The sequence below is a fragment of the Burkholderia stagnalis genome (assembly GCF_902830275.1).
Lineage (GTDB): Bacteria > Pseudomonadota > Gammaproteobacteria > Burkholderiales > Burkholderiaceae > Burkholderia > Burkholderia stagnalis.
The window spans coordinates 106983-131858 of sequence record NZ_CADESW010000016.1; the positions used below are offsets into that span (position 1 = coordinate 106983).

The window sequence follows — 24876 nt, forward strand, 5'->3', positions numbered from 1 at the left end:
CGCCGCTCAGCGCGCGTCGCTCGCCAGCTCGTCGCGAATTTGCGCGGTGATCTCGAACGAACGCAGCCGCGCCGCGTGATCGTAGATCTGCGCGGTGACGATCAGCTCGTCCGCGCCGGTGCGCGCGATCCGCTCGCGCAACTGCGCACGCACGGTGTCGCGCGAGCCGACCGCGGCGAACGACAGCGAATGCGCGACGCCCGCGAGCTCGAGCTCGTTGGCGTCGAGCACGTCGACGGGCGGCGGCAGCTTGCCCGGCGTGCCGCGCCGCAGGCTCAGGAACTGCTGCTGCAGCGACGTGAAGAGGCGTCGCGCCTCGTCGTCGGTTTCCGCGGCGAACACATTCACCCCGACCATTGCATACGGTTTCGGCCACGCGGCCGACGGCCGGTATTGCGCGCGATAGACGTCGAGCGCGCGCAACAGGTAGTCCGGCGCGAAATGCGACGCGAACGCGAACGGCAGGCCGAGCATCGCGGCGAGCTGCGCGCTGAACAGGCTCGAGCCGAGCAGCCAGACCGGCACGTCGAGCCCGGCACCGGGCACCGCGCGCACGCGCTGGCCGGCCGCCGGCTCGGCGAAGTAGCGCAGCAGCTCGGCGACGTCGTCGGGGAACGAATCGGCGCTGCCGATCAGGTCGCGGCGCAGCGCGCGCGATGTGGTCTGGTCGGTGCCCGGCGCGCGGCCGAGGCCGAGATCGATCCGGCCCGGGTACAGCGACGCGAGCGTGCCGAACTGCTCGGCGATCACGAGCGGCGCGTGGTTCGGCAGCATGATGCCGCCCGAGCCGACCCGGATCGTCTTCGTGCCGCCCGCGACGTGGCCGATCACGACGGCGGTCGCGGCGCTCGCGATGCCCGGCATGTTGTGGTGTTCGGCGAGCCAGTAGCGCTGGTAGCCCCAGCGCTCGGCGTGCTGCGCGAGATCGAGGGTGTTGCGGAACGCCTGCGCGGCGTCGGCGCCGGCGGGAATGGGGGCAAGATCGAGTACGGAGAACGGAATCATCGGATGGGCCTTCGAACGGCGCCGCGCGGTGATGCGCGGACGCAACAGATTCGGACGATTTTGCCAAAGGGTTCCGGAACGCGCTGGCGGCGCGCGGATACCCCTGCGACCGGCAGGGGCGCCCCGCATCGAGGCGAACGATTGTTCCAAAAATCGTGCCAATACGATGAGGATGACGGATTCTTACGGCGATTGGTTGCGATTGCGCATGCAGACACAAAAAAGCACGAAATGCCGAAAAATCAAGACTGCAATACGCCTGCAAAGTGCTTACGCTAAGCTGAACGGGCGTCGAATCAAATCGGATCTCCGCAATGCGGGTTTGCCGGATTTGCATCAGTCCGTTTCATCAGGCGCCAAGCGATTGATATCGCGCACTGCTAAAATCCGGCGGCTGTCCATGTCGCGCTCGCGGTTTCCGTTCGATCTTCCTGCGTCCCGCCCGGGCGTCGCGCAGGGAGTGCCTCGCAAGAGGGGGCATGGCCGGATTCGGGTTTGGCGTTCACCCCCCAATTCAGACGCTGCCGGAACAAGGAGTCGGGTCGTGCCCGTGTTCGTCGCCATCGCATCATCCAAACCACGCTCAGTCGATTGCCGCCGCGGCCTGGCCGCCGCAGGGCGGTGCGCATGACGTCCACCGTATCGATCCTCGAGTGGCTGCTGGTCGCGTTCACGCTGGCCGCGGCCGGCTATGCGCTCGTCGCGGCGTTCGCGCCGCGCCCGCGCACGCCGCGCACGGCCGCGCGCGGCGGCTTCGCGCCCGTCAGCGTGCTGAAGCCGCTGTGCGGCGCGGAGCCGCACCTGTACGAGAACCTCGCGACCTTCTGCGAGCAGCGCCATCCGCGCTACGAAGTGCTGTTCGGCGTTGCGTCGGCGGCCGATCCGGCGGTGGCGGTGGTCGAGCGGCTGCGCGCGGACTATCCGGAATGCGACATCGCGCTCGTGATCGATGCGCGCGTATACGGCAAGAACCTGAAGGTCAGCAACCTGATCAATCTCGCCGAGCGCGCGAAATACGGGCGGATCGTGATCGCGGACAGCGACATCGCGGTGAAGCCCGACTATCTCGAGCGCGTGACGGCGCCGCTCGCCGATGCGTCGGTCGGGGTCGTCACGTGCCTGTATCATGCGCGCAGCGTCGGCGGGTTCTGGACGCGGATCGGCGCGCAGTTCGTCGACGCGTGGTTCGCGCCGTCGGTGCGGATTACGCATCTCGGCCGCTCGAGCCGCTTCGGCTTCGGCGCGACGCTCGCGCTCACGCGCGACACGCTCGACCGGATCGGCGGCTTCAAGGCGCTGAAGGACGAGCTGGCCGACGATTTCTGGCTCGCCGAGCTGCCGCGCCGCATCGGCCGGCGCACGGTGCTGTCGGAGGTCGAGGTCGCGACCGACGTGATCGAAGCGTCGTTCGGGCCGTTGTGGCATCGCGAAACCCGCTGGCTGCGGACGATCCGTTCGCTGAACCCGGGCGGCTTCGCGTTCCTGTTCATCACGTTCACCGCGCCGTGGCTCGCGATCGGCGCGGCGCTCGCGCTGCGCCTGGACGGCACGTTCGCCGGCACGCTGGCGGGCGGGGCGGCCGTCGTGGGCGCGTTCGGGCGGCTCGTGCTGCATGCGCGCGGCGAAGACGGCTGGCGCGCGTTCTGGCGCGATTTGCCGCTCGTCGCGGTGCGCGACACGCTGCTCGCGCTCGAGTGGCTCGTCGCGGCGTTCGGCACGCAGGTCGTGTGGCGCGGCGCCAGGATGACGGTCGTCGGCGGCGAGCGCGCGACGGCCGTGGAAGGCGGCGACGGCCGCTAGCAGCGAACGCAGGCCAATACCCATTTCGACAGCGGGCGCCTTCATGGCGGCCCGCGGTTTTTTTACTAGATTCTTGATACGAACTCGAACTATGCAGGCTACCGGAGCATTCATGAAAACGCTGTTCTTGCAGGCCCCTTCGTACGACGGCTTCGACGGCGGAGCCGGCTCCCGCTACCAGGCGAAGCGCGAAATCCGCTCGTTCTGGTATCCGACGTGGCTCGCGCAGCCGGCCGCGCTCGTGCCGGGCAGCCGCGTCGTCGACGCGCCGGCCGACGGGCTGTCGGTCGACGAGACGCTGAAGATCGCGAACGACTACGACCTCGTGATCATCCACACGAGCACGCCGTCGTTCCCGACCGACGCGATGTTCGCGCAGGATCTCAAGAAGATGAAGCCGTCGATGCTGGTCGGCATGGTGGGCGCGAAGGTGATGGTCGATCCGCACAACTCGCTCACGGCGAGCGAGGCCATCGACTTCGTGTGCCGCGAGGAATTCGACTACACCTGCAAGGAAATCGCCGAAGGCAAGCCGTTCCCCGAGATCAAGGGCTTGAGCTGGCGCGCGAAGGACGGCTCGATCGAGCACAACGAAGCGCGTCCGATCCTCGAGAACATGGACGAACTGCCGTTCGTCGCGCCCGTCTACAAGCGCGACCTGAAGATCGACAACTACTTCATCGGCTACCTGAACTACCCGTACGTGTCGATCTACACGGGCCGCGGCTGCAAGTCGCGCTGCACGTTCTGCCTGTGGCCGCAGACGGTCAGCGGCCACCGCTATCGCACGCGCTCGGTCGAGAACGTGCTTGCGGAAGCGAAGTGGATCCGCGACAACATGCCGGAAGTGAAGGAACTGATGTTCGACGACGACACCTTCACCGACGACCTGCCGCGCGCCGAAGCCATCGCCATCGGTCTGGGCAAGCTCGGCATGACGTGGTCGTGCAACGCGAAGGCGAACGTGCCGTACAAGACGCTCAAGGTCATGAAGGAAAACGGCCTGCGCCTGCTGCTGGTCGGCTTCGAATCCGGCGACGACCAGATCCTCGTGAACATCAAGAAGGGCGTGCGCACCGATTTCGCCCGCCGCTTCAGCGCGGACTGCAAGAAGCTCGGCATCAAGATCCACGGCACCTTCATTCTCGGCCTGCCGGGCGAGACGCAGGAAACCATCAAGAAGACGATCGAGTACGCGAAGGAAATCAATCCGCACACGATCCAGGTTTCGCTCGCCGCGCCGTATCCGGGCACGACGCTCTACAAGCAGGCCGTCGAAAACGGCTGGATGGAAGAGAACAAGACCATCAACCTGGTGAGCAAGGAAGGCGTGCAGCTCGCGGCGATCGGCTACGCGCATCTGTCGCGCGACGAGATCTATCACCACCTCGAGCAGTTCTACCGCGAGTTCTACTTCCGCCCGTCGAAGATCTGGGAGATCGTGCGCGAGATGCTGACGAGCTGGGACATGATGAAGCGCCGTCTGCGCGAGGGCGTCGAATTCTTCCGCTTCCTGCGCGCGCACGAGGCCTGATTCGTGAGCACACAGCGGGCGGCGCGGGCGCTCATCTTCACCGCGGACGACTTCGGGCTGCATCCGCGGGTGAACGCGGCGGTCGAGCGCGCGCATCGCGACGGCGTGCTGAACGCCGCGAGCCTGATGGTCGGCGCGCCGGCCGCGCAGGATGCGATCGAGCGCGCGCGGCGGCTGCCGTCGCTCGCAGTCGGCCTGCATCTCGTGCTCGCGGACGGGCCGGCCACGCTGCCCGCGCATGAGATCCCCGCGCTCGTCGGCGCCGACGGGCGCTTCGGCGACGCGATGGCGAAGGACGGCTGCCGCTTCTTCTTCCTGCCGCACGTGCGTGCGCAGCTGCGCCGCGAGATCCGCGCGCAGTTCGACGCGTTCGCGGCGAGCGGCCTGCCGCTCGACCACGTGAACGCGCACAAGCATTTCCATCTGCATCCGACGATCCTGTCGATGATCATCGAGATCGGCCGCGACTACGGGCTGCGCGCGGTCCGGCTGCCGTACGAGGTGACCGCGCCCGCGTGGCTGAAGCCGTGGATCGGGCTCGTGCGCGCGCGGCTCGACCACGCGGGGCTCGCGCACAACGACTACGTGGTCGGCATCGAGCACACGGGCGGGATGGACGAGGCGGTGCTGCTCGACGCGCTCGCGGCGCTGCCGCCGGGCGTCGGCGAGATCTACTGCCATCCGGCCGAGGCGGGCGAGGGCCCGGTCACGCCGACGATGGCCGGCTACCGTCCGGTCGACGAACTGGATGCGCTGCTGTCGCCGCGCGTCGCCGCCGCGCTGAAGGCGTCGGGCGCCGCGACGGGCGGCTTCGCCGCGGTGTTCGGCCAGGCCGCGTCGCCGCGCACCGCGCGCGCGGCGCGTCAACCGGGAGCGCAGCCATCATGAAGTGGATCAAATGGCTCGGCTGGCCGATCGGCATCGGGATCCTGCTCGCGCTGGTGCTGCACGAAGGCGTCGGCGACGTGTCGCGGATGATCGAGCAGGCCGGCTTCGCGCTGCTGTGGCTCGTGCCGTTCCATGCGCTGCCGCTGCTGCTCGACGCGTATGCGTGGCAGCTGCTGCTCGGCAAGCGCAGCTCGCTGCCGTTCCTGTGGTGGGTTGCGACCGTACGTGAAGCCGTGAACCGGCTGCTGCCGGTGGTCGGGATCGGCGGCGAGATCGTCGGCATCCGGCTTGCGCGCTGGCAGGTGCCGGACGCGAGCCGCGTGACCGCGTCGGTGATCGTCGAGGTGCTCGTCACGATCGTCGTGCAGTATGCGTTCGCCGCGCTCGGCCTCGTGCTGCTGCTCGCGACCACCCACAACATGGGCGGCGGCACGATCGGCCTCGCGCTGCTGCTGTCGCTGCCGCTGCCGGTGCTCGGCGTCGTGCTGATGCGGCGCGGCGGGATCTTCCATGCGATCGAGCGTTTCGCGGGCCGCCTGCTCGGCGATTCGCACCGGCTGCTGCAGGGCGTCGACGGCCGGCGGCTCGATACGGACATCGACGCGCTGATGTCGCGCACGGGCCTGCTGTTCAGCGCGTTCTTCTGGCAATTGCTCGGCTACGCGGTGGGCGCGCTCGAGATCTACTGGGCGCTCGCGCTGCTCGGCCATCCGGTGTCGATCGGCGGCGCGCTCGCGATCGAGGCGATGACCCAGGCCGCGCGCCATGCCGCGTTCATGGTGCCGGGCGGCCTCGGCGTGCAGGAAGCGACCGTCGTGCTGCTCGCGCAGATGTTCGGCGTCGACCGCGACACGGCGCTGTCGCTCGCGCTCGTGAAGCGTGCGCGCGAAGTCGTGTTCGGCTGCATCGCGCTCGGCTCGTGGCAGCTCGCCGAGCTGGTCCGCACGCGACGCCGGATCACCGCGCCCGCGTCGCGCGCGCCGCAGCCGGCGAAGGCCGCGCGCGAAACCGAAACGATGCACTGAACGAGACGGGCCGCGCGCCCGTCTCGTCTTTCCGCCTTGTCCCCCGCCTTGCCTCATCTCGCGCTTTCGGCGGCGCGCGGGTATGCTTGCCGCGTGTTTGTCTCGACGCCGTTTCCTCAGATGATTTTCCGTTTCCGGCTGTTTCCCGTCGCGATGCTGGCCGCCGCCGTGGCGCTGAGCGCGTGCGACGACAAGCAAGGCGAGCTCAACGTGCAACGTATCCGCGATTTCTTCAATGCGATCAAGCCGGCGCCGCTGCTGCTGAAGGGGCTGAAGCCGGGCGAGTCGACCGAGGCGGACATCCGCGGCACGATGGGCAAGCCCGAGACCGAGCGCGTGTTCACCGACGGCTCGAAGCGCCTCGAATATCCGCGCGGGCCGATGGGCAACCAGACGTGGTTCGTCGACCTCGACGCGAACGGGCGCTATGCGGGCGCGACGCAGGTGCTCACCGCGGCCAACTTCGCGAAGGTGCAGCCCGGCATGCATGCGGACGAGGTGCGGCGCCTGCTCGGCAAGCCGTGCGACGTCGCGCAGTATCCGCTGAAGCCCGAGACGGTCTGGAGCTGGCGCTGGCTCGAGGACGGCGTCAACCAGGACGCCTTCTTCAACGTGCATTTCGGGCCGGACGGGCTCGTCTACACGACCTCGCGCTCCGACATCCTGACGGGCCACTGATCGCTTCGCTATATCGAAAAAGCGACCGGAAAATTGCAAAAAGTCCGCTTCCCGACCGTTCGCCCGACGGTCAGCAAGCGGTTTTTTTCTTTTCGAAACAGACGTGTAGCGCACAGTTTGCAATGGTGCGGGGAATTGTTGCGATGCAGCAACCATGCGGACCGTGATTTGAGACAAACATTTTCGCTTGCGACTATCCGCGTCAGCCCGGCGTGGGGAGGATTCCGCGCCGGCATCCATTCCAACTCTGGAGACGCGCGTGTTCCTTTACGGCTTTGGTCCTGTCCTGTGGGCGGGCACCGTGCAGACGATCGAGCTGTCGGTGCTGTCGCTTGCCACTGCGGTGGCGCTGGGGCTGATCGGCGCAGTGGCGAAGCTGTCGCATAACCGGTTCCTGCGTTCGATCGCGACCGGCTACACGACGCTGATCCGCTCGGTGCCCGATCTGGTCCTGATGCTGCTGCTGTTCTACAGCATCCAGATCTGGCTGAACCAGTTCACCGACCTCGTCGGCTGGGAGCAGATCGACATCGACCCGTTCGTCGCCGGCGTGCTGACGCTCGGCTTCATCTACGGCGCGTACTTCACCGAGACGTTCCGCGGCGCGTTCCTGTCGGTGCCGCGCGGCCAGCTCGAGGCGGGCGCCGCCTACGGGATGAGCGGGCTGCGGGTGTTCGTGCGGATCATGTTTCCGCAGATGATGCGCTTCGCGCTGCCGGGCATCGGCAACAACTGGCAGGTGCTCGTGAAGGCCACCGCGCTGGTGTCGATCATCGGCCTCGCCGATGTCGTGAAGGCGGCGCAGGACGCGGGCAAGAGCACGTTCAACATGTTCTTCTTCATTCTCGTCGCGGCGCTGATCTATCTCGCGATCACGACCGTTTCCAACCTCGTGCTGATGCAGCTCGAGAAGCGTTATTCCATGGGCGTGCGGCACGCAGAACTATGATCGAGATTCTCCAGGAATTCGGCCAGGCGTTCCTTTACTGGGACGGCCAGCGCCTGTCGGGCCTCGCGGTCACGCTGTGGCTGCTCGTCGCGTCGATTTCGCTCGGCTTCGTGTGCGCGGTGCCGCTCGCGGTCGCACGCGTGTCGAAGAAGAAATGGGTGTCGATGCCGGTGCGCTTCTACACCTACGTGTTCCGCGGCACGCCGCTGTACGTGCAGCTGCTGCTGCTCTACACGGGCATGTACAGCCTCGAATTCGTGCGTTCGCATTCGCTGCTCGACGCGTTTTTCAGGAGCGGCTTCAACTGCGCGATTCTCGCGTTCGCGCTGAACACCTGCGCGTACACGACCGAGATCTTCGCCGGCGCGATCCGTGCGATTCCGCACGGCGAGGTCGAGGCCGCGCGGGCATACGGGATGACGCCGTTCACGATGTACCGCCGCGTGATCCTGCCGTCGGCGCTGCGTCGCGCGCTGCCGCTGTACAGCAACGAGGTGATCCTGATGCTGCACGCGACGACGGTCGCGTTCACCGCGACCGTGCCGGACATCCTGAAGGTCGCGCGCGACGCGAATTCGGCGACGTACATGGCCTTCCAGTCGTTCGGGATCGCCGCGCTGATCTATCTTGCGGTATCGTTCGCACTCGTCGCGGCGTTTCGCCGGGCAGAGCGCCACTGGCTCGCGTACCTCGCGGCCGGCCGTCATTGAATTCACTTCGAGGAGAGCCAGATGGCCGAGATCAATCAAACGAGCCCTGCCTGCAAGCTTGCGGCGCTCGACATTCACAAGCGCTACGGTGACAACGAGGTGCTCAAGGGCGTCTCGCTGAACGCGAAGGCCGGCGACGTCATCAGCATCATCGGCGCGAGCGGCTCGGGCAAGAGCACGTTCCTGCGCTGCATCAATTTTCTCGAGCGGCCGAATGCCGGGCAGATCGTCGTCGACGGCGAGGCCGTGCGCACCAGGACCGACAAGGCCGGCGCGCTCGAGGTGGCCGACCACAAGCAGCTGCAGCGGATCCGCACGAAGCTCGCGATGGTGTTCCAGCATTTCAACTTGTGGGCGCACATGAACGTGCTCGAGAACGTGATGGAGGCGCCGCTTCACGTGCTCGGCATTTCGAAGAAGGAAGCCGAGGATCGCGCGCGCGAATATCTCGAGAAGGTCGGCCTCGCGCCGCGGGTCGAGAAGCAGTATCCGTCGCACCTGTCGGGCGGCCAGCAGCAGCGCGTCGCGATTGCGCGGGCGCTGGCGATGCACCCGGACGTGATGCTGTTCGACGAACCGACTTCCGCGCTCGATCCGGAACTCGTCGGCGAAGTGCTGAAGGTGATGCAGAAGCTGGCCGAGGAAGGGCGCACGATGATCGTCGTCACGCACGAGATGGGTTTCGCGCGCAACGTGTCGAATCATGTGATGTTCCTGCACCAGGGGCGGACCGAGGAGCAGGGCGATCCGGCGGAGGTGCTGGTGCGTCCGCAGAGCGAGCGCCTGAAGCAGTTCCTGTCGGGCAGCCTGAAGTAACGCGACAGGGCAGGCTGCATACGTGGTACCGGTGTCCCGTCCCGCAGGCGCCACCCGCACGACGCAGGTGGTGATCGTCGCATTGCCGCCCGTGTCGATGTCGGGTGTGGGTCCGATCGTCGATGCGTTGAATCTCGCGAACGAGATCGACGGGCGGCTGTTGTATCGGTGGCAGGTGTGTTCGTGGGACGGGCGGCCCGTGCCGCTCGCCGGCGGCGCGCAATGGCATGCCGATGCGGTGTTCAACGATACGATCGCGTGTGACTGGCTGATCGTCGTCAGCGAGCGGTTCCAGCAGTTCGCGGACTACCGGTTGTTTCTTGCGAGCCTTGCGCGGGTGGGGCAGCGCACGCCGCTCGTGACGGGCATTCACCATGGCGTGTGGTGGCTCGCGATGGCGGGGCAGTTGTCCGGCTATCGCGTGAGCGTGAACTGGGAGACGTATCAGCAGTTTGCGGAGCAGTTCGAGCGGTCGATCGTCACGCAGCAGATCTTCGAGATCGATCGGGATCGGGCCACCTGTGCCGGTGGGCAGGCGACGGTCGATTTCATGCTCGCCATGATCGGCCGCGAGCACGGGCCGGAGCTTGCCGAACGGATTGCCGATGCGCTTGGCGCGGGCACGTTGCGCAGTGGCGAGGAGCGGCAGCGGATTCCTTTCGTGACGGCTCCCGGGGAGCGGCATCCTCGGTTGAACGATGCATTGCTGTTGATGGAAGCGAATGTCGAGGATCCGCTGACGACCGATGAAATCGCCGGGTTGGTCGGCGTGTCGCGGCGGCAGCTCGAAAGGCTGTTTCGGCAGTATCTCGGGGCGATGCCCTCCAAGTATTACCTCAATTTGCGGTTGCTGAAGGCGCGCACGCAGTTGCAGCGGACCAGCAAGTCGGTCGTGCAGGTCAGTCTCGCCTGTGGGTTTTCTTCTGCTGCGCACTTTTCTAACGCGTACCGCGAACGGTTTGGCGTGACGCCGCGGGAAGATCGGCGAGCCTGGCTCGAGAAGCAGACTGGCGGCGGCGGTGAGCCCCGCGCCGGGGCGCTTGTCGAGCGCGGGGATAAAGGGTAAGCGGGGCGGTTTGTCGTGAATTGCCCGTAATGCTCTCGGTCTGTTTGCGTCGCCCCTCCCCGGGGCGGGGGTCACTTTTCTTTGTCTTGCCAAAGAAAAGTAACCAAAAGAAAGGCGCCAGAAATGCCCAGGCCTACAGTGCGATCGGCAACCGAGTGGACCGCACAAAAGTGTCCGCGCCACGGCTCACATCAGAGTGGTTCGAGCAATGGTTCTGACTCGTCGCACCTCCCAACAAAGCGGTATACCGCCCGCTAGCTCCGTCCTCGCTGCGCTCGGCTGCAAGGTGTTTCAAGTCGCTAGGAGATGGTGTTTGCGGTGACCTTGCCAGACGCCTGCGACGAATTGCCGACGACGGCGCACATCCGTTCCCCAACGGCTGCGGCAGAGGTTAGCCGGCAAGACTTACGTACGGTGCGACGTATGGCTTGCAATAGAACAGCACGGCGAGCAACGTGACAACGAAAAGCGCTCCTCCCCAGCGACGTCCCGGCCACCGTTCATATGCCACCGCATTCAATATCGCGAACGTGATAGCGGGCCATAACAACATGGCGAACATGCCCCACAGGAACTTCGCATGCGATGTGCAGTGTTCCATGTCGTTGCAGCCTGTCGCATGTGACTTCACCTCGGGCCAATGAATGTGATTGACGGCGTAGATGGTCGCCCATGTGACGAGCAAGCCCCATGCGAACCCCAGTACAGCGAGCGCCATACGTTTCATTTCACTTCCCAGAAAAGGATTTCCTTGGAATCGGCAAGGTCGGAGAACCAGTTGTCGTTCGTCAGTGGATTTAGGAATTGCGACACGCCAATGCGAAAGCGTAAGAAACTCACGACGGACGGCGTAAGCGTGTCCTTGTTCCACAGGTCGATATGACCACCGCTCAGTGCGTCGGCCGAGTCGCCATCCTGACGCCAGTAGCCGAAAAAATAGATGATACCGGTCCGGCCTTTTACCTGCTCTTGCCAATCCGGGCCAGTGATTTTTTCCGGTCTGCCAAGCCCAAGGAACGGGCGAAGCTTTAACCATTCAGCCAGCTCGTACGCGCGCGTCGCTGTTGCTTTGCCGCGAAGTATCAGGCGGCCTAGCGTCTTCTTTCCCGGCATCGGCTTCAACACATTTTGTGAAAACGACTTCATGTCGCTCCCGATGCTGTGAAACGTGACGCTCATGCGAATGGCGCATTGATTCTCATATTCGCCAGTGGGGTCGTCATAGGGGGCATTCTTCGGATACGCATTCCAAAGCTCCTGAAAGGACAGTGCTTGAAGCTGTACAGATTTCGTTGATTTGGGCGTGTCATTCGTGCGGACCTTCGTAGATGGATTAGGCATGACTTGCCCCGTTGTGTTTTTTTGAAATTGCTTCGTCTCCCCAATAGACGGTGTAGTCTCCGGATCCGTCGCCGGTGTGGATGCGCGGTAGCTTGCCGCTTGCATCGAGCGCGCCGGACTGGATGCGGCCGTCGGCCATTTCGATGTAATAGGGGTAGCCCTCTGGACCATGAGCAGTACTGCCACTCGTCTTCGCTTCGACTTGCTCGTCGAATGCACCTTTCTTGATCGACACGATGCGGCCCGTTATCGTTCGGCACGAAACGACCTCCCCGAGACCCTTTAGTCCATCGTCACACCATGCTTCACCGGCATGCAAAGCAATGATGTGCGGCGGAGTCGCGCAGCCGCACAGGACAATATCGCGGTCTAGTGCGATCTCTCCTCGAAACTTGAGTCGATATGGCCCGCCCGCCTTTGCGATGATGCCGGTGCTTTGACATGCAATGCAGAACGCACTACCGCCAATCAAGGCTGCTTGATGCCTGCGGACTAGGAACGGTGGTCCGCTGTATGGGCTAATTGTTCCGCCGCTTGAAAGGCTATCGCCCACAACTGCAATTCTTCTATTCATCGCTTGGCCCTCTCGGAAAGTCACAATCGTAGCCGCACGGCGCAAGGGGGCATCTCGATATTGTTCGAGATACTTGAGATGGCGTGATCCATAGGGCAGCGCCAATTGCCGACCTGTGCCCAGCTGCTCCTTCGCTCGAGGAATGCGTCCCTGTCGGCCGAGCGTAGCGAGGATGGAGCTAGCGGGCGGTATACCGCTCCGTTGGATGTGAGTGGAGTCAGAACCATTGCTCGAACCACTCCGGGTTCCCAACTGGTGCGGACACTTCGGCGAGGGCCACTCTGGCGACCACGGCACCGGGAAGTCTTGCGTTGTCACAGCGCCTTTCTTTTGGTTACTTTTCTTTGGCAAGACAAAGAAAAGTAACCGCCGCCCCGCGCAGGGGCGACGCTAATAGACCGACACGATCACGGGTGCTTCACACTCAACGCAAGTGAACCGCCAAAAAAACCACCCTGACACCAAAACCCGCACCCTCCCGCCCGGAAGGGCAAGATAGCGGCAGAAAAAGGTGCTTCCGATAGAACCCGTCGCAATTCCGCAAGACGCTTGCGCCACCCTTACCTAAACTTGAACCTATCGCTTCAAGCCCTCTTACGAAATCGAAAGGAACCGCCATGACGAACCTGACCGTGACCCGCCAGACATTCGACGAAGTGATGGTGCCGGTATTTTCCCCCGCCCCGTTCGTGCCGGATCGCGCAGAGGGCTCGCGCGTATGGGACACGGCAGGCCGCGAATACGTGGATTTCGCATGCGGCATCGCCGTGACGTCGCTGGGCCACGGCCACCCGGAACTGCTGAAGGTGCTGGACGAGCAAAGCCGCAAGCTCTGGCACATCGGCAACGGCTACACGAACGAGCCGGTGCTGCGCCTCGCGAAACGCCTCGAAGCACTGACCTTCGCCGACCGCGCCTTCTTCGCGAACTCGGGCGCTGAAGCGAACGAAGCCGCCCTGAAGCTCGCCCGCCGCGTCGCCTTCGAACGCCACGGCGCAGACAAATACGAAATCGTATCGTTCGTGCAGTCGTTCCACGGCCGCACGTTCTTCACGGTCAGCGTCGGCGGCCAGCCGAAATACTCGGAAGGCTTCGGCCCGGTGCCCGAAGGCATCAAGCACCTGCCGTTCAACGACATCGAAGCGGCCAAGGCCGCGATCGGCCCGAAAACCTGCGCGGTGATCGTCGAGCCGGTGCAGGGCGAAGGCGGCGTGATCCCCGCCGATCCGGCCTTCCTGAAAGCCCTGCGCGAAGCATGCGACGCCAACAACGCACTGCTGATCTTCGACGAAGTGCAGACGGGCGTCGGCCGCACGGGCCACTTCTACGCATACATGGACACGGGCGTCACGCCGGACATCCTGACCACCGCGAAGGCGCTCGGCAACGGCTTCCCGATCGGCGCGATGCTGACGACCAACGAACTCGCCGCCCACTTCAAGGTCGGCGTGCACGGCACGACCTACGGCGGCAACCCGCTCGCGTCGGCGATCGCCGACAAGGTCGTCGAACTGATCGGCGACCCGGCGCTGCTCGAAGGCGTGCGCGAACGCAGCGTGCGCCTGAAGGGCGCGCTCGAACGCATCAACGCACGCTTCGGCATCTTCAAGGAAGTGCGCGGCAAGGGCCTGCTCGTCGGCGCGGAACTCACCGCCGCCTTCGACGGCCGTGCAAAGGACTTCGTCAACGCCGCCGCCGAGCAGGGCGTGATCATGCTGATCGCGGGCCCGAACGTGCTGCGCTTCGTGCCGTCGCTGGTGATCCCGTTCGACGTGCTCGACGAAGGCCTCGCACGCTTCGAGAAGGCGGTCGAACAGGTGCTCGCCGCACAGGAAGCCACCGCGCGCTGAACGGCGCGTCCATCGCAGACAGGAACGACGATGCTATTTGTTCGCCCCGGCAAACTCACGGATCTCGATGCGCTCGCGCAGATGGCGCGCACGGCGCAGCCGGTCCTGCACTCGCTGCCGCACGATCGCGCGGCACTCGAGGCGCGCGTCGCGCTCTCGGAGGATTCGTTTCGCACGGACGTCGACTTCCCCGGCGAGGAGTTCTATCTCTTCGTGCTGGAAGACAGCACCACCGGCAAGCTGCTCGGCACCGCCAGCATCGTGGCGGCGGCCGGCTACTCCGAACCGTTCTACGCATTTCGCAACGACGCGCTGATCCATGCGTCGCGCGAACTGCACGTGAACCGCAAGATCCACGCGCTGACGATGTCGCACGAGCTCACCGGCAAGAGCCGGCTCGCGGGCTTCTACGTCGATCCGTCGCTGCGCGGCGACGCGGCCGCGCACCTGATCTCGCGTGCGCGGATGATGTACATCGCCGCGAACCGCCGCCGCTTCACGCCCGAGGTATTCACGCTGCTGCTCGGCGTGAGCGACGAGAACGGCGCGTCGCCGTTCTGGGAAGCGGTGGGCCGCAAGTTCTTCGGCCGCGATTTCGCCGACGTCGACATCGCGTCGGGCGGCCGCAGCCGCACCTTCATCGCCGAGGTGATGCCCGCGTATCCGCTGTACGTGCCGCTGCTGCCGGAAGCCGCGCAGCGCGTGCTCGGCGAACCGAACGCCACCACGCTGCTCGCGTACGACATCCACCTCGAGGAAGGCTTCGAGACGGACCGCTTCGTCGACATCTTCGACGCGGGCCCGGTGCTGACCCAGCAGGTCGACCGCACCGCGTGCGTGAAGCACGCGGCCGAGCGCACGGTGCGCGAGGCCGCGCACCAGCAGGGCGACGTCGCCTACCTCGTGTCGAGCGGCAGCGGCGAGTCGTTCCGCTGCGTGCTCGCCGATCTGCCGGGCGATGCGGGGAATGACGCGCCGCTCGCAAGCGACGTGCGCGCGGCGCTGAACGTGAAGGATGGCGATGTCGTGCGCTGCGTGCCGCTGCACCAGCGCGACGACGAAGATTTGAAGGGAGACGCAGCATGATCGTCGTTCGGGTCGTACAAACGGGCGACGTGGACGCGCTCGTGTCGCTCGCCAAGGAAACCGGGCCGGGCCTGACCACGTTCAAGCCCGACCGCGACGCGCTCGCCGCGCGCATCGAACGCACCCGCCGCACGCTCGCGGGCCAGGCCGCGGCAGGCGAAGCCGGCTACTTCTTCGTGATGGAAGATTCGGCGACGGGCGACATCGCGGGGGTGTGCGGGATCGAATCGCAGGTCGGCCTCGAGCAGCCGTTCTACAACTACCGCGTGAGCACGGTCGTGCACGCGAGCCAGGAGCTCGGCGTGTGGACGCGCATGCACGCGCTGAACATCTCGCACGACCTGACCGGCTACGCGGAAGTGTGCTCGCTGTTCCTGAGCCCGCGCTATCGCACGGGCGGCGTCGGCGGCCTGCTGTCGCGCTCGCGCTTCATGTTCATCGCGCAGTTCCGCGAACGCTTCCCGGAACGCATCTGCGCGGAGCTGCGCGGCCACTTCGACGAGGACGGCACGTCGCCGTTCTGGCGCGCGGTCGGTTCGCACTTCTACCAGATCGACTTCAACGCCGCGGACTACCTGAGCTCGCACGGCCGCAAGTCGTTCCTCGCGGAACTGATGCCGCGCTACCCCGTGTACGTCGACCTGCTGCCGCAGGACGCGCAGGACGCGGTCGGCCTCACGCACCGCGACACGCTGCCGGCGCGCAAGATGCTCGAAGCGGAAGGGCTGCGCTACCAGAACCACGTCGACATCTTCGACGCGGGCCCGGTGCTCGAATGCCACGTCAACGACCTGCGCACGGTGCGCGAGAGCGTCGTCGTGCCGGTGTCGATCGGCTCACCCGACGCGCGGGATGACACCCCGAAGTCGCTCGTGTCGAACACGTCGCTCGGCGATTTCCGCGTCGGCGTCGCGCCGGGCGTCGTCGCGAACGGCGAATTCGTGATGTCGGCGGCCGACGCCGCCGCGCTCGACGTGAAGGCCGGCGATCCGGTCCGCGTGCTGCCGCTCAAAGTCAAACAGGGATAAACGAATCATGACGGAACTCTTCATCGACGGCGCCTGGGTTGCAGGCTCGGGCCCCGCCTTCGCGTCGCGCAACCCCGGTACCGACGAAATCGCGTGGCAGGGCGCCAGCGCATCGGCCGCCGACGTCGACCGTGCGGTCACGAGCGCGCGCCGCGCATTCGCCGAGTGGTCGGCGCTCGCTTTCGAAGCGCGCTGCGAGATCGCGAAGCGCTTCGCGGCGCTGCTCAACGAGCGCAAGGAAGCGCTCGCCGCGGCGATCGGCCGCGAGACCGGCAAGCCGCTGTGGGAAGCGCGCACCGAAGTCGCGTCGATGGCCGCCAAGGTCGGCATCTCGATCCAGGCGTACCAGGAACGCACCGGCGAGAAGCGCCAGGACATGGCCGACGGCGTCGCGGTGCTGCGCCATCGCCCGCACGGCGTCGTCGCGGTGTTCGGCCCGTACAACTTCCCGGGCCATCTGCCGAACGGCCATATCGTGCCGGCGCTGATCGCGGGCAACACGGTCGTGTTCAAGCCGTCGGAACTCGCGCCGGGCGTCGCGCGCGCGACCGTCGAGGTGTGGAAGGACGCAGGCCTGCCGGCCGGCGTGCTGAACCTCGTGCAGGGCGAGAAGGACACCGGCATCGCGCTCGCGAACCATCGCCAGATCGACGGCCTGTTCTTCACCGGCAGCTCGGACACGGGCACGCTGCTGCACAAGCAGTTCGGCGGGCGTCCGGAGATCGTGCTCGCGCTCGAGATGGGCGGCAACAACCCGCTCGTGATCGGCGAGGTCGAGGACATCGACGCGGCCGTGCATCACACGATCCAGTCGGCATTCCTGTCGGCCGGCCAGCGCTGCACCTGCGCGCGCCGCATCTTCGTGCCGCAGGGCGCGGCCGGCGACCGCTTCCTCGCGCGCTTCGCCGACGTCACCGCGAAGATCACGGCGGACGTGTTCGACGCCGATCCGCAGCCGTTCATGGGCGCGGTGATCTCGGCGCGCGCGGCCGCGAAGCTCGTCGATGCGCAAGCGCGCCTCGTCGCGCAGGGCGCGAAGCCGATCATCGCGATGGCGCAGCGCGACCCGCGCCTCGGCTTCGTGAACGCGTCGATTCTCGACGTCACGGACGTCGCCGCTCTGCCCGACGAAGAGCATTTCGGCCCGCTCGCGCAGATCATCCGCTACGCGACGTTCGACGAAGCGATCGAGCGCGCGAACGACACTGCATTCGGCCTGTCGGCGGGCCTGCTCGCCGACGACGCGCGCGCGTGGGAGCACTTCCGCCGCACGATTCGCGCGGGGATCGTCAACTGGAACCGGCCGACCAACGGCGCGTCGTCCGCCGCGCCGTTCGGCGGCGCGGGCCGCTCCGGCAACCACCGCCCGAGCGCGTACTACGCGGCCGACTATTGCGCGTTCCCGATGGCATCGGTGGAAAGCGCCCAACTGACCCTGCCCGCGAGCCTGTCGCCGGGCCTGCATTTCTGATCGAGGGAACGACGATGAACGCACAAGAAGCCAATTTCGACGGACTCGTCGGCCCGACCCACAACTACGCCGGGCTGTCGTTCGGCAACGTGGCGTCGCTGAACAACGAGAAATCGGCCGCGAACCCGAAGGCCGCCGCGAAGCAGGGCCTGCGCAAGATGAAGCAGCTGGCCGACCTCGGCTTCGCGCAGGGCGTGCTGCCGCCGCAGGAGCGCCCGTCGCTGCGCCTGCTGCGCGAGCTGGGCTTCTCGGGCAAGGACGCGGACGTGATCGCGAAGGCCGCGAAGCAGGCGCCCGAGCTGCTCGCCGCCGCGAGCTCGGCATCGGCGATGTGGACGGCCAACGCGGCCACCGTCAGCCCGTCGGCCGACACGAGCGACGGCCGCGTGCACTTCACGCCCGCGAACCTGTGCAGCAAGCTGCACCGCGCGATCGAGCACGAGGCGACGCGCCGCACGCTGTCGACGCTGTTCGCCGATCCGAGCCGCTTCGTGGTGCACGAGGCGCTGACCGGCACGCCGGCGCTCGGCGACGAAGGCGCGGCGAACCATACGCGCTTTTGCGCCGAGTACGGCAAGCCGGGCGTCGAGTTCTTCGTGTACGGCCGCTCGGAATACCGCCGCGGGCCGGAGCCGAAGCGCTTCCCGGCGCGCCAGACCTTCGAGGCGAGCCGCGCGGTCGCGCATCGCCACGGGCTGAACGAGGAGGCGACGGTCTACGCGCAGCAGGATCCGGACGTGATCGACGCGGGCGTGTTCCACAACGACGTGATCTCGGTCGGCAACCGCGACACGCTGTTCACGCACGAGCGCGCATTCGTCAACAAGCAGGCGATCTACGACACGCTGACCGCGGCGCTCGACGTGCGCGGCGCGCGCCTGAACGTGATCGAGGTGCCGGACGCGGCGGTGAGCGTCTCCGACGCGGTCACGTCGTATCTGTTCAACAGCCAGCTGCTGTCGCGCGCCGATGGCTCGCAGGTGCTGGTCGTGCCGCAGGAATGCCGCGAGAACGCGAACGTCGCCGCCTACCTCGACAGCCTCGCGGCCGGCAACGGCCCGATCCGCGACGTGCTGGTGTTCGACCTGCGCGAAAGCATGAAGAACGGCGGCGGCCCGGCCTGCCTGCGCCTGCGTGTCGTGCTGAACGACGCGGAGCGCGCGGCCGTCACGTCGAACGTGTGGATCAACGACACGCTGTTCGCATCGCTCGACGCGTGGATCGAGAAGCACTACCGCGACCGCCTCGCGCCGGAAGACCTCGCCGACCCGGTGCTGCTCGACGAGTCGCGCACCGCGCTCGACGAGCTGACGCAGATCCTGCGCGTCGGGTCGCTGTATGACTTCCAGCGCTGAGGCCCGCATGCGCGACGCGGCGTGGCTCGACGACTTCCTCGCGTTCACGCTGGCCGGTGAAGCGCCGGCGGCGCGCGACGGCGTGTGCGCAGGCGGCGCGGTGCGCTGGCAGTGGCAGGGCGAAGGGCTGCTCGTGCTCGAACCGCGCGACGCCGATGCGGCGTCGCGCCGCAGCGTGCTCGTGTCGGCCGGCGTGCACGGCGACGAAACCGCGCCGATCGAGCTGCTGTCGCTGCTGGTGCGCGACGTCGCCGCGGGCACGCTGCCGCTCGCGTGCCGGCTGTTCGTCGTGCTCGGCAACTCGCCGGCGATGCGCGCGGGCGAGCGCTATCTCGACGACGACCTGAACCGGCTGTTCAGCGGCCGTCACGCGCAGGTGCCGGACAGCCGCGAGGCGCCGCGCGCCGCGCAGCTCGAAGCGGCCGCCGCGGCGTTTTTCGCCGATGCGCCGGATGCGCCGGGCGCGCGCTGGCACATCGACATGCATACGGCCATTCGCGCATCGGTGTTCGAGCAGTTCGCGCTGCTGCCGCATACGGGCACGCCGCCGGCGCGCACGATGCTCGAGTGGCTCGGCGATGCGCGCATCGCGGCGGTGCTGCTGCACACCGCGAAGGGCGCCACGTTCTCGCACTTCACGGCCGAACACTGCGGCGCGCTCGCGTGCACGCTGGAGCTCGGCAAGGTGCGGCCGTTCGGCCAGAACGACCTGACGCGCTTCGCGCCCGCGGACCAGGCGGTGCGCCGGCTCGTGTCGGGGGCGCAGCGCGACGCCGATGCGCCGCTGCCGCGCGTGTTCACGGTGATCGACCAGATCACGAAGCAGAGCGACGCGCTGGAGCTGTTCGTCGCGGCCGACGTCGCGAACTTCACGCCGTTCCCGCGCGGCACGGTGCTCGCGCAGGACGGCGCGTACCGCTACACGGTGCGGCACGACGAGGAGCGGATCGTGTTTCCGAACCCGTCGGTGAAGCCCGGCCTGCGCGCCGGCCTGCTCGTCGTCGATACCACGCGCGAGACGCTCGACGCGCTCGTCTGACCCGCCGCCCTCGGGCGCCTTGCGTATTTGCGACATCGTCTTGCAAGTTCGGCATCGCGCCCGTGCGGCGCCGTGCGCGCAGTGCAGCAACCGCCGCGGCGGGCTGCATTGCCGGACGGCGTGCGCGGATTGGTACAATCGCGGCCTTGCGGCTGTTGCGCCGCATCACGGCGGCGCGCCGCGATTGTCCGGCCGTTCCGGCCCTGCAATGATGCAGCGCCCGTTGTTTGAGAACTATCGTTCGTATCGAGGAGATTCCCCTGATGAAGTTGGATTGGCGAAAGATGGCCGCGCACGCGGCGGTGACGGCGGTGGCCGTGGCGGCTGGCAGCGCGTTCGCGGCGGATCTGAAGGAGATCCGTTTCGGCGTCGAGGCATCGTATGCGCCGTTCGAGTACAAGACGCCCGACGGCAAGCTGACCGGCTTCGACATCGACATCGGCAACGCGGTGTGCGCGAAGCTGAAGACGAAGTGCGTGTGGGTGGAGAACGACTTCGACGGCCTGATCCCCGCGCTGCAGGCGCGCAAGTTCGATGCGATCAACTCGGACATGACGATCACCGACCAGCGCAAGCATGCAATCGCGTTCACCGATCCGATCTACACGATCCCGAACCAGCTGATCGCGAAGCAGGGCAGCGGCCTGCTGCCGACCCCGCAATCGCTGAAGGGCAAGCGCGTCGGCGTGCTGCAGGGCACGATCCAGGAAGCGTACGCGAAGAAGAAGTGGGCGCCGGCCGGCGTCGAAGTCGTGCCGTACCAGACGCAGGATCTTGCCTATGCGGACCTGAAGTCGGGCCGTCTCGATGCCGCGTTCCAGGATTCGGAAGCGGGTTCGAAGGGCTTCCTGTCGAAGCCGCAGGGCGCGGGCTTCGCGTTCGCGGGCGGCACGGTGAGCGACGCCGAGATCCTCGGCTCGGGCGTCGGTTTCGGCCTGCGCAAGAACGACGCGGCGCTGAAGACCGCGCTCGATCAGGCGCTCAAGGAACTGAAGGCGGACGGCACGATCGACAACCTCGCGAAGAAGTACTTCAGCGTGCCCGTGACGCTCAAGTAAGCGCGCACGAATCCGTCGCACGAAGCAAACCGGCCGCTGATGCGGCCGGTTTGCGTTTGGGAACGGGATTCGACGGGAAGCGCGCGGGGCCGCTCAGGCCTTGAAGAAGCGCCCCAGCTCCCGCGCCATCTCGTTGAGCACGGCCATCTCCTGCTGCGTGATCTTGCGTGCGGGCTGCGCGCCGGCCCAGTCGCCGTACAGCAGCGCGACCGTCGACCCGCCGACGCGCACCGGCAGCAGCACGAACGCGTGCGCGTCGTCGAACGCGTCGAGATACCACGCGGGCAGGCGTTTCACCATCTTCGGCTCGCGCGCCTGCTCGATGAAGATGCCGACGGAGTTGGTGATCGCGAGGTGGAACACGTCCGGCTCGAAACGCTCGTCGAAGCGCAGCTGGCCGAGCGCCGCGTCGACGTCCGCGCCGAAGCCGAGGCGCGCGGCGAACATGCCGTCGTCGTGTCGCACGAACATCACGGTGCGGGTGAACGCGAGGCCCGCGAGCAGGCTTTCCGACGCGAGCGCGAGCACCGGCGTGAGCACGTGCTCCGACGGCAGCGCACGCAGGTCCGACAGACCGGCTTCGAGGCAGGCCTCGGGCTCGCCCTGCGCGCGCGCGATCGCGTCCGCGTTGGCGCGCAGCTCGACGATCTCGCGCATCACGGTGTCGCTCGCCTCTTCGCGCGCGAGCAGCTCGGCCATCTCGACGAGCGCGTCGGGCTCCGTGTCGAGCGCCGTGCCGTAATGCTGCGCGAGCGACGCGATACGCGCGTCGCGCTGCGGGCTCGCGGGCATCGCCAGCGCGTTCGCGACGTCGGTCGAGCAGCGGCTCACCGCACGCAGCCAGTCGACTTCGCTGGCCGGGCTGTCGTCGTCGGTCGTGTCGCGCGACGCATCGTCGCCGTCGCCCGCGAGGCTGGCGAGCTGGTCGTCGTCGGCCATGCCCGCGCGGATCACGTCGGGCAGCCGCCAGCGGGTCGCGGCCTCGAGGCCGATCTCGTCGAAGCCGACGCCGAGCACGTCGACGCAGGCCGTCGCCTCGTCGCCGTGCAGCTCGGCGGCGCGCCGGCGGATCCGGTCCCATTCGCTGTCGAGATAGCAGACGACCAGCAGCTTGCCGACCTGGCGCATCAGCGTGCAGACGACCGCTTCCTCGCCGGCGCGCAAGTCCGCGTGCTCGGTCAGCTTGCGCGCGACGCAGCCCGACAGCAGCGCGCGGTTCAGCTCGAGCTTCGCGTCGATCCGGCGCGGCGTGCTCTGGTGGAAGTGATCGACGAGCTTCAGGCCGACGACGAGGTGGCCGACCGCGTCCATGCCCAGCACCATCAGCGCGCGGGTGACGGTCGTGATGTTGCCGCCGAACGCCATGTACATCGCGGAGTTGGCGAGCCGCAGCACTTTCTGCGTCAGCGCGAAGTCGGACAGCACGACGCGCACCAGCGCGGTGAAGTCCAGGTCGTCGTTCTTCATCGCGGCCATGGTGGCGCGCAGCGATTCCGACAGCAGCGGGAAGTCGCCCCGTTCGTTCATCCGGGCCCACAGCTTGTCGAGCAGCGCCGTCCGGGGCAGGTGTTCGGTGATTGACATACGGATCTGTTCGGTTCGCGGCGGCGGCGCGTCAGGCCGCCGCGTGCAGGCGGAGCTGCTGCGCCTCGAAGCGCTGCGCCAGTTCCTCGGACGGCAGCGCCTGGCAGACGAGCCAGCCCTGGATATGGTTGCAGCCCATTTCGGTCAGCAGCTCGCGCTGCGCCTCGGTCTCGACGCCCTCGGCGACGAGTTCGAGGTCCAGCGTCTGCGCGAGACCGACCACCGCCGACACGATCGCGCGATCGTTGCGCGAGGTCAGCAGGTTCTCGACGAAGCTGCGATCGATCTTCAGTTTCGCGAGCGGGAAGCGCTGCAGGTAGGCGAGGCTCGAATAGCCGGTGCCGAAATCGTCGATCGCGAAGCGGATGCCGAGATCGGTCAGCTCCTCGAGCAGCGCCTTCGCATGCGCGGGATCGTGCATCAGCAGGCTTTCGGTGATCTCGAGCACGATGCGGCGCGGGTCGATGCCGGTCAGCGTGATCGCATCGCGCACGCTCTGCGTGAAGCGCGGGTCGCGGAACTGCTGCGGCGACACGTTGACCGCGACGTACTGCAGCGCGAGCCCCTGGCGGTCCCACGCGACGAGCTGCATGCACGCGGCCTTCAGCACCCAGTTGCCGAGGTAGTTGATGAGGCCGATCGATTCCGCGAGCGGGATGAAGGTGGCCGGCGGCACGAGCCCGTGCACCGGATGCCGCCAGCGGATCAGCGCCTCGACGCCGACCACCGCGCCCGACTGGCTGCGCGTGATCGGCTGGAAGTGCAGCGAGAATTCGCCATTGCGCACTCCGTCGTACAGGTCGGCTTCGAGCTTCAGGCGCTCGGCGTCGGCCGGATCGTCGATCGGCGTGTGGAACGCGAGCGCATTGCCGCCCGATGCCTTCGCCTGCTCGAGCGCGTGATCCGCGCGGCGCAGCAGCGGGCTGTGGTGCTGCGCGCGATGCGGCGCCGCGCGCTCGTCCGGATACAGCGCGATGCCGATGCTCGCGGACAGGTGCACCGGTTGCCCGTGGTACACGTACGGCTGGCGCACCGCGGCCTGCAGCCGGCGGCCGAGCGCGCCGGCGATGTCGCTCGCGAGCCCGCGGTCGGGCGCGGTGAACACCACCGCGAACTTGTCGCTTGCGACCCGCGCGAGCTGTTCCTGCGGCGCCATCAGCGCCTGCAGCCGCTGCGCGGTCTCGCGCAGCAGCGTGTCGCCCGCGTCGTAGCCGAGCGCGCGGTTGATCCGCTGGTAGTCGTCGAGGTCGAGCAGCACCAGCGCCGCGCAGGTGCCCGTCTCGTCGGCGGTCTGCTGCGCGCGCATCAGCGCCGGCACCAGCGCCGACAGGTTGTCGAGCCCGGTCATCGGGTCGTGGTGCATCTCATAGGTGAGGCGCGCCTCGAGCGCGCGCCACGACGACACGTCGAACGCGGCGATCGCGAAGCCGTCGACGCCGTGGTGGCGGCTCTTCACCGCGCGCACCTCGACGTCGAGCGGGTAGGTCAGCGACTTGACGATGCACATCGTGGCCTTCTCGACCTGGCCGGAGCGCGACGCGCGCGCGAGCAGGTCTTCGAGCGCCGCGGTATCCTGTTCGGCGATCAGGTCGCGCAGCGTCAGCGTGTGCAGATAGTCGCGGTGATAGCCGATGAAGCGCAGGCTTGCATCGGACACGTAGAGAAAGCGCAGCTCGCGATCGACGTGGGCGAGGAAATCCACCGGGCCGACCGTCTGCTCCAGCCAGCTGCGCACGGTGTCGTCGCGACGCGGCGCGCCGGCGCGCGCGGGCATCAGCGCGCCGCCCGACCAGGCGAAGCGGCGCAGCGTATGCAGGGCGCTGCGCCAGGAGCCCTTGCGTGGCGTCTGTTTCCTGTTGGCTTCCATGTTTCTCGCTGACGTGAAGGGCTGGAACCGGTTGTCCGGAAGCAATAACGGCAAACTGCGCGAAATCTTTAATGCGCAGCCAGCATGGGAGCGGTTCCGCGCGACCGGAGTGCCGCCAGTGTTCGGCAGGCGAACGCCGGTGTGACCCGTAT

At 67.0% G+C, this 24876-nt stretch carries 22 protein-coding genes and 1 pseudogene; 17 read left to right on the forward strand and 6 right to left on the reverse strand.

Annotation, left to right across the window (positions count from 1 at the left end):
- Window positions 1-6: 6 nt before the first annotated feature.
- Entirely contained in the window at window positions 7-1005 is a 999-nt protein-coding gene (locus HWY45_RS25215) for an LLM class flavin-dependent oxidoreductase (protein WP_059564841.1), read from the reverse strand.
- A 627-nt stretch (window positions 1006-1632) separates the two neighbouring features.
- On the opposite strand from HWY45_RS25215, the gene hpnI reads away from it, so the two are divergent.
- The 10 genes and pseudogenes from hpnI to HWY45_RS37345 all read left to right on the forward strand — a co-directional run.
- Window positions 1633-2805: a bacteriohopanetetrol glucosamine biosynthesis glycosyltransferase HpnI gene (gene hpnI, locus HWY45_RS25220; RefSeq protein ID WP_059564780.1), complete on the forward strand. Its 1173-nt coding sequence runs from the start codon at window positions 1633-1635 to the stop codon at window positions 2803-2805.
- A gap of 91 nt (window positions 2806-2896) precedes the next feature.
- A complete protein-coding gene (hpnJ, locus tag HWY45_RS25225) occupies window positions 2897-4339 on the forward strand; it encodes a hopanoid biosynthesis associated radical SAM protein HpnJ (protein ID WP_311732934.1) in 1443 nt (480 codons plus the stop codon).
- Window positions 4340-4342: 3 nt separating this feature from the next.
- Window positions 4343-5227: a hopanoid biosynthesis-associated protein HpnK gene (hpnK, locus tag HWY45_RS25230; RefSeq protein ID WP_059882820.1), complete on the forward strand. Its 885-nt coding sequence runs from the start codon at window positions 4343-4345 to the stop codon at window positions 5225-5227.
- Window positions 5221-6252 (forward strand): HpnL family protein, encoded by a 1032-nt coding sequence (locus tag HWY45_RS25235; protein WP_059802978.1) that lies wholly within the window; start codon window positions 5221-5223, stop codon window positions 6250-6252. The genes hpnK and HWY45_RS25235 overlap by 7 nt, the downstream gene beginning before the upstream one ends.
- A gap of 120 nt (window positions 6253-6372) precedes the next feature.
- Complete coding sequence (locus HWY45_RS25240) at window positions 6373-6930, forward strand: hypothetical protein (RefSeq protein ID WP_059564783.1); 558 nt, start codon at window positions 6373-6375, stop codon at window positions 6928-6930.
- Between the two features lie 259 nt (window positions 6931-7189).
- Complete coding sequence (locus HWY45_RS25245) at window positions 7190-7879, forward strand: ABC transporter permease (protein WP_059802878.1); 690 nt, start codon at window positions 7190-7192, stop codon at window positions 7877-7879.
- On the forward strand, window positions 7876-8589 hold the full coding sequence (locus HWY45_RS25250; RefSeq protein ID WP_059564785.1) for an ABC transporter permease: 714 nt from the start codon (window positions 7876-7878) through the stop codon (window positions 8587-8589). Before HWY45_RS25245 ends, HWY45_RS25250 begins: the two co-directional genes overlap by 4 nt.
- A gap of 21 nt (window positions 8590-8610) precedes the next feature.
- Window positions 8611-9405, forward strand: coding sequence for an ABC transporter ATP-binding protein (locus HWY45_RS25255; protein WP_059564786.1), 795 nt, complete (start codon window positions 8611-8613; stop codon window positions 9403-9405).
- 22 nt (window positions 9406-9427) lie between these two features.
- On the forward strand, window positions 9428-10471 hold the full coding sequence (locus HWY45_RS25260; RefSeq protein ID WP_059564787.1) for a GlxA family transcriptional regulator: 1044 nt from the start codon (window positions 9428-9430) through the stop codon (window positions 10469-10471).
- 29 nt (window positions 10472-10500) lie between these two features.
- Window positions 10501-10590: pseudogene (locus tag HWY45_RS37345) on the forward strand (ion transporter); the annotation flags it as partial.
- Window positions 10591-10862: 272 nt separating this feature from the next.
- On the opposite strand, the gene HWY45_RS25265 reads toward HWY45_RS37345, so the two are convergent.
- The 3 genes from HWY45_RS25265 to HWY45_RS25275 are packed head-to-tail and all read right to left on the reverse strand — an operon-like array spanning window position 10863 to window position 12386.
- Window positions 10863-11198: a hypothetical protein gene (locus tag HWY45_RS25265; RefSeq protein WP_059882818.1), complete on the reverse strand. Its 336-nt coding sequence runs from the start codon at window positions 11196-11198 to the stop codon at window positions 10863-10865.
- The gene (locus HWY45_RS25270; RefSeq protein ID WP_059882816.1) at window positions 11195-11812 is read right to left on the reverse strand and encodes a type VI secretion system amidase effector protein Tae4; all 618 of its coding nucleotides are present in this window, start codon (window positions 11810-11812) and stop codon (window positions 11195-11197) included. The genes HWY45_RS25265 and HWY45_RS25270 overlap by 4 nt, the downstream gene beginning before the upstream one ends.
- Entirely contained in the window at window positions 11805-12386 is a 582-nt protein-coding gene (locus tag HWY45_RS25275) for a PAAR domain-containing protein (RefSeq protein WP_081069800.1), read from the reverse strand. The genes HWY45_RS25270 and HWY45_RS25275 overlap by 8 nt, the downstream gene beginning before the upstream one ends.
- Window positions 12387-13003: 617 nt before the next feature.
- Between HWY45_RS25275 and HWY45_RS25280 the strand changes: the two genes are divergently transcribed.
- The 7 genes from HWY45_RS25280 (at window position 13004) to HWY45_RS25310 (ending at window position 21273) form a co-directional block, all read left to right on the forward strand.
- Window positions 13004-14236 carry an aspartate aminotransferase family protein gene (locus HWY45_RS25280; RefSeq protein WP_059564788.1) on the forward strand — a complete coding sequence of 411 codons (1233 nt, stop codon included), beginning with the start codon at window positions 13004-13006 and terminating at the stop codon, window positions 14234-14236.
- Window positions 14237-14266: 30 nt separating this feature from the next.
- The gene (aruF, locus tag HWY45_RS25285; protein WP_059564789.1) at window positions 14267-15322 is read left to right on the forward strand and encodes an arginine/ornithine succinyltransferase subunit alpha; all 1056 of its coding nucleotides are present in this window, start codon (window positions 14267-14269) and stop codon (window positions 15320-15322) included.
- Window positions 15319-16350 (forward strand): arginine N-succinyltransferase, encoded by a 1032-nt coding sequence (astA, locus tag HWY45_RS25290; RefSeq protein WP_059882814.1) that lies wholly within the window; start codon window positions 15319-15321, stop codon window positions 16348-16350. The genes aruF and astA overlap by 4 nt, the downstream gene beginning before the upstream one ends.
- 7 nt (window positions 16351-16357) lie before the next feature.
- On the forward strand, window positions 16358-17821 hold the full coding sequence (gene astD / locus HWY45_RS25295; protein WP_059882812.1) for a succinylglutamate-semialdehyde dehydrogenase: 1464 nt from the start codon (window positions 16358-16360) through the stop codon (window positions 17819-17821).
- A gap of 14 nt (window positions 17822-17835) precedes the next feature.
- Complete coding sequence (gene astB, locus HWY45_RS25300; RefSeq protein WP_059564792.1) at window positions 17836-19176, forward strand: N-succinylarginine dihydrolase; 1341 nt, start codon at window positions 17836-17838, stop codon at window positions 19174-19176.
- Window positions 19177-19183: 7 nt separating this feature from the next.
- Complete coding sequence (gene astE, locus HWY45_RS25305; RefSeq protein WP_175038300.1) at window positions 19184-20215, forward strand: succinylglutamate desuccinylase; 1032 nt, start codon at window positions 19184-19186, stop codon at window positions 20213-20215.
- A 263-nt stretch (window positions 20216-20478) separates the two neighbouring features.
- Entirely contained in the window at window positions 20479-21273 is a 795-nt protein-coding gene (locus tag HWY45_RS25310; protein WP_059564794.1) for an ABC transporter substrate-binding protein, read from the forward strand.
- Window positions 21274-21366: 93 nt separating this feature from the next.
- On the opposite strand, the gene HWY45_RS25315 is transcribed toward HWY45_RS25310, so the two are convergent.
- A complete protein-coding gene (locus HWY45_RS25315) occupies window positions 21367-22857 on the reverse strand; it encodes an HDOD domain-containing protein (RefSeq protein ID WP_059882808.1) in 1491 nt (496 codons plus the stop codon).
- A gap of 31 nt (window positions 22858-22888) precedes the next feature.
- A complete protein-coding gene (cdpA, locus tag HWY45_RS25320; protein WP_196481463.1) occupies window positions 22889-24631 on the reverse strand; it encodes a cyclic di-GMP phosphodiesterase CdpA in 1743 nt (580 codons plus the stop codon).
- Window positions 24632-24876: the final 245 nt, after the last annotated feature.

Coding starts and splice junctions, on each gene's coding strand:
- HWY45_RS25275 (WP_081069800.1), bottom strand. CDS start 12,386: ATGAATAGAAGAATTGCAGTTGTGGGCGATAGCCTTTCAAGCGGCGGA.
- hpnJ (WP_311732934.1), top strand. CDS start 2,897: ATGCAGGCTACCGGAGCATTCATGAAAACGCTGTTCTTGCAGGCCCCT.
- aruF (WP_059564789.1), top strand. CDS start 14,267: ATGCTATTTGTTCGCCCCGGCAAACTCACGGATCTCGATGCGCTCGCG.
- HWY45_RS25315 (WP_059882808.1), bottom strand. CDS start 22,857: ATGTCAATCACCGAACACCTGCCCCGGACGGCGCTGCTCGACAAGCTG.
- astA (WP_059882814.1), top strand. CDS start 15,319: ATGATCGTCGTTCGGGTCGTACAAACGGGCGACGTGGACGCGCTCGTG.
- HWY45_RS25265 (WP_059882818.1), bottom strand. CDS start 11,198: ATGAAACGTATGGCGCTCGCTGTACTGGGGTTCGCATGGGGCTTGCTC.
- astB (WP_059564792.1), top strand. CDS start 17,836: ATGAACGCACAAGAAGCCAATTTCGACGGACTCGTCGGCCCGACCCAC.
- hpnI (WP_059564780.1), top strand. CDS start 1,633: ATGACGTCCACCGTATCGATCCTCGAGTGGCTGCTGGTCGCGTTCACG.
- HWY45_RS25255 (WP_059564786.1), top strand. CDS start 8,611: ATGGCCGAGATCAATCAAACGAGCCCTGCCTGCAAGCTTGCGGCGCTC.
- HWY45_RS25270 (WP_059882816.1), bottom strand. CDS start 11,812: ATGCCTAATCCATCTACGAAGGTCCGCACGAATGACACGCCCAAATCA.
- astD (WP_059882812.1), top strand. CDS start 16,358: ATGACGGAACTCTTCATCGACGGCGCCTGGGTTGCAGGCTCGGGCCCC.
- HWY45_RS25280 (WP_059564788.1), top strand. CDS start 13,004: ATGACGAACCTGACCGTGACCCGCCAGACATTCGACGAAGTGATGGTG.
- cdpA (WP_196481463.1), bottom strand. CDS start 24,631: ATGCCCGCGCGCGCCGGCGCGCCGCGTCGCGACGACACCGTGCGCAGC.
- HWY45_RS25250 (WP_059564785.1), top strand. CDS start 7,876: ATGATCGAGATTCTCCAGGAATTCGGCCAGGCGTTCCTTTACTGGGAC.
- HWY45_RS25240 (WP_059564783.1), top strand. CDS start 6,373: ATGATTTTCCGTTTCCGGCTGTTTCCCGTCGCGATGCTGGCCGCCGCC.
- HWY45_RS25215 (WP_059564841.1), bottom strand. CDS start 1,005: ATGATTCCGTTCTCCGTACTCGATCTTGCCCCCATTCCCGCCGGCGCC.
- HWY45_RS25310 (WP_059564794.1), top strand. CDS start 20,479: ATGAAGTTGGATTGGCGAAAGATGGCCGCGCACGCGGCGGTGACGGCG.
- astE (WP_175038300.1), top strand. CDS start 19,184: ATGCGCGACGCGGCGTGGCTCGACGACTTCCTCGCGTTCACGCTGGCC.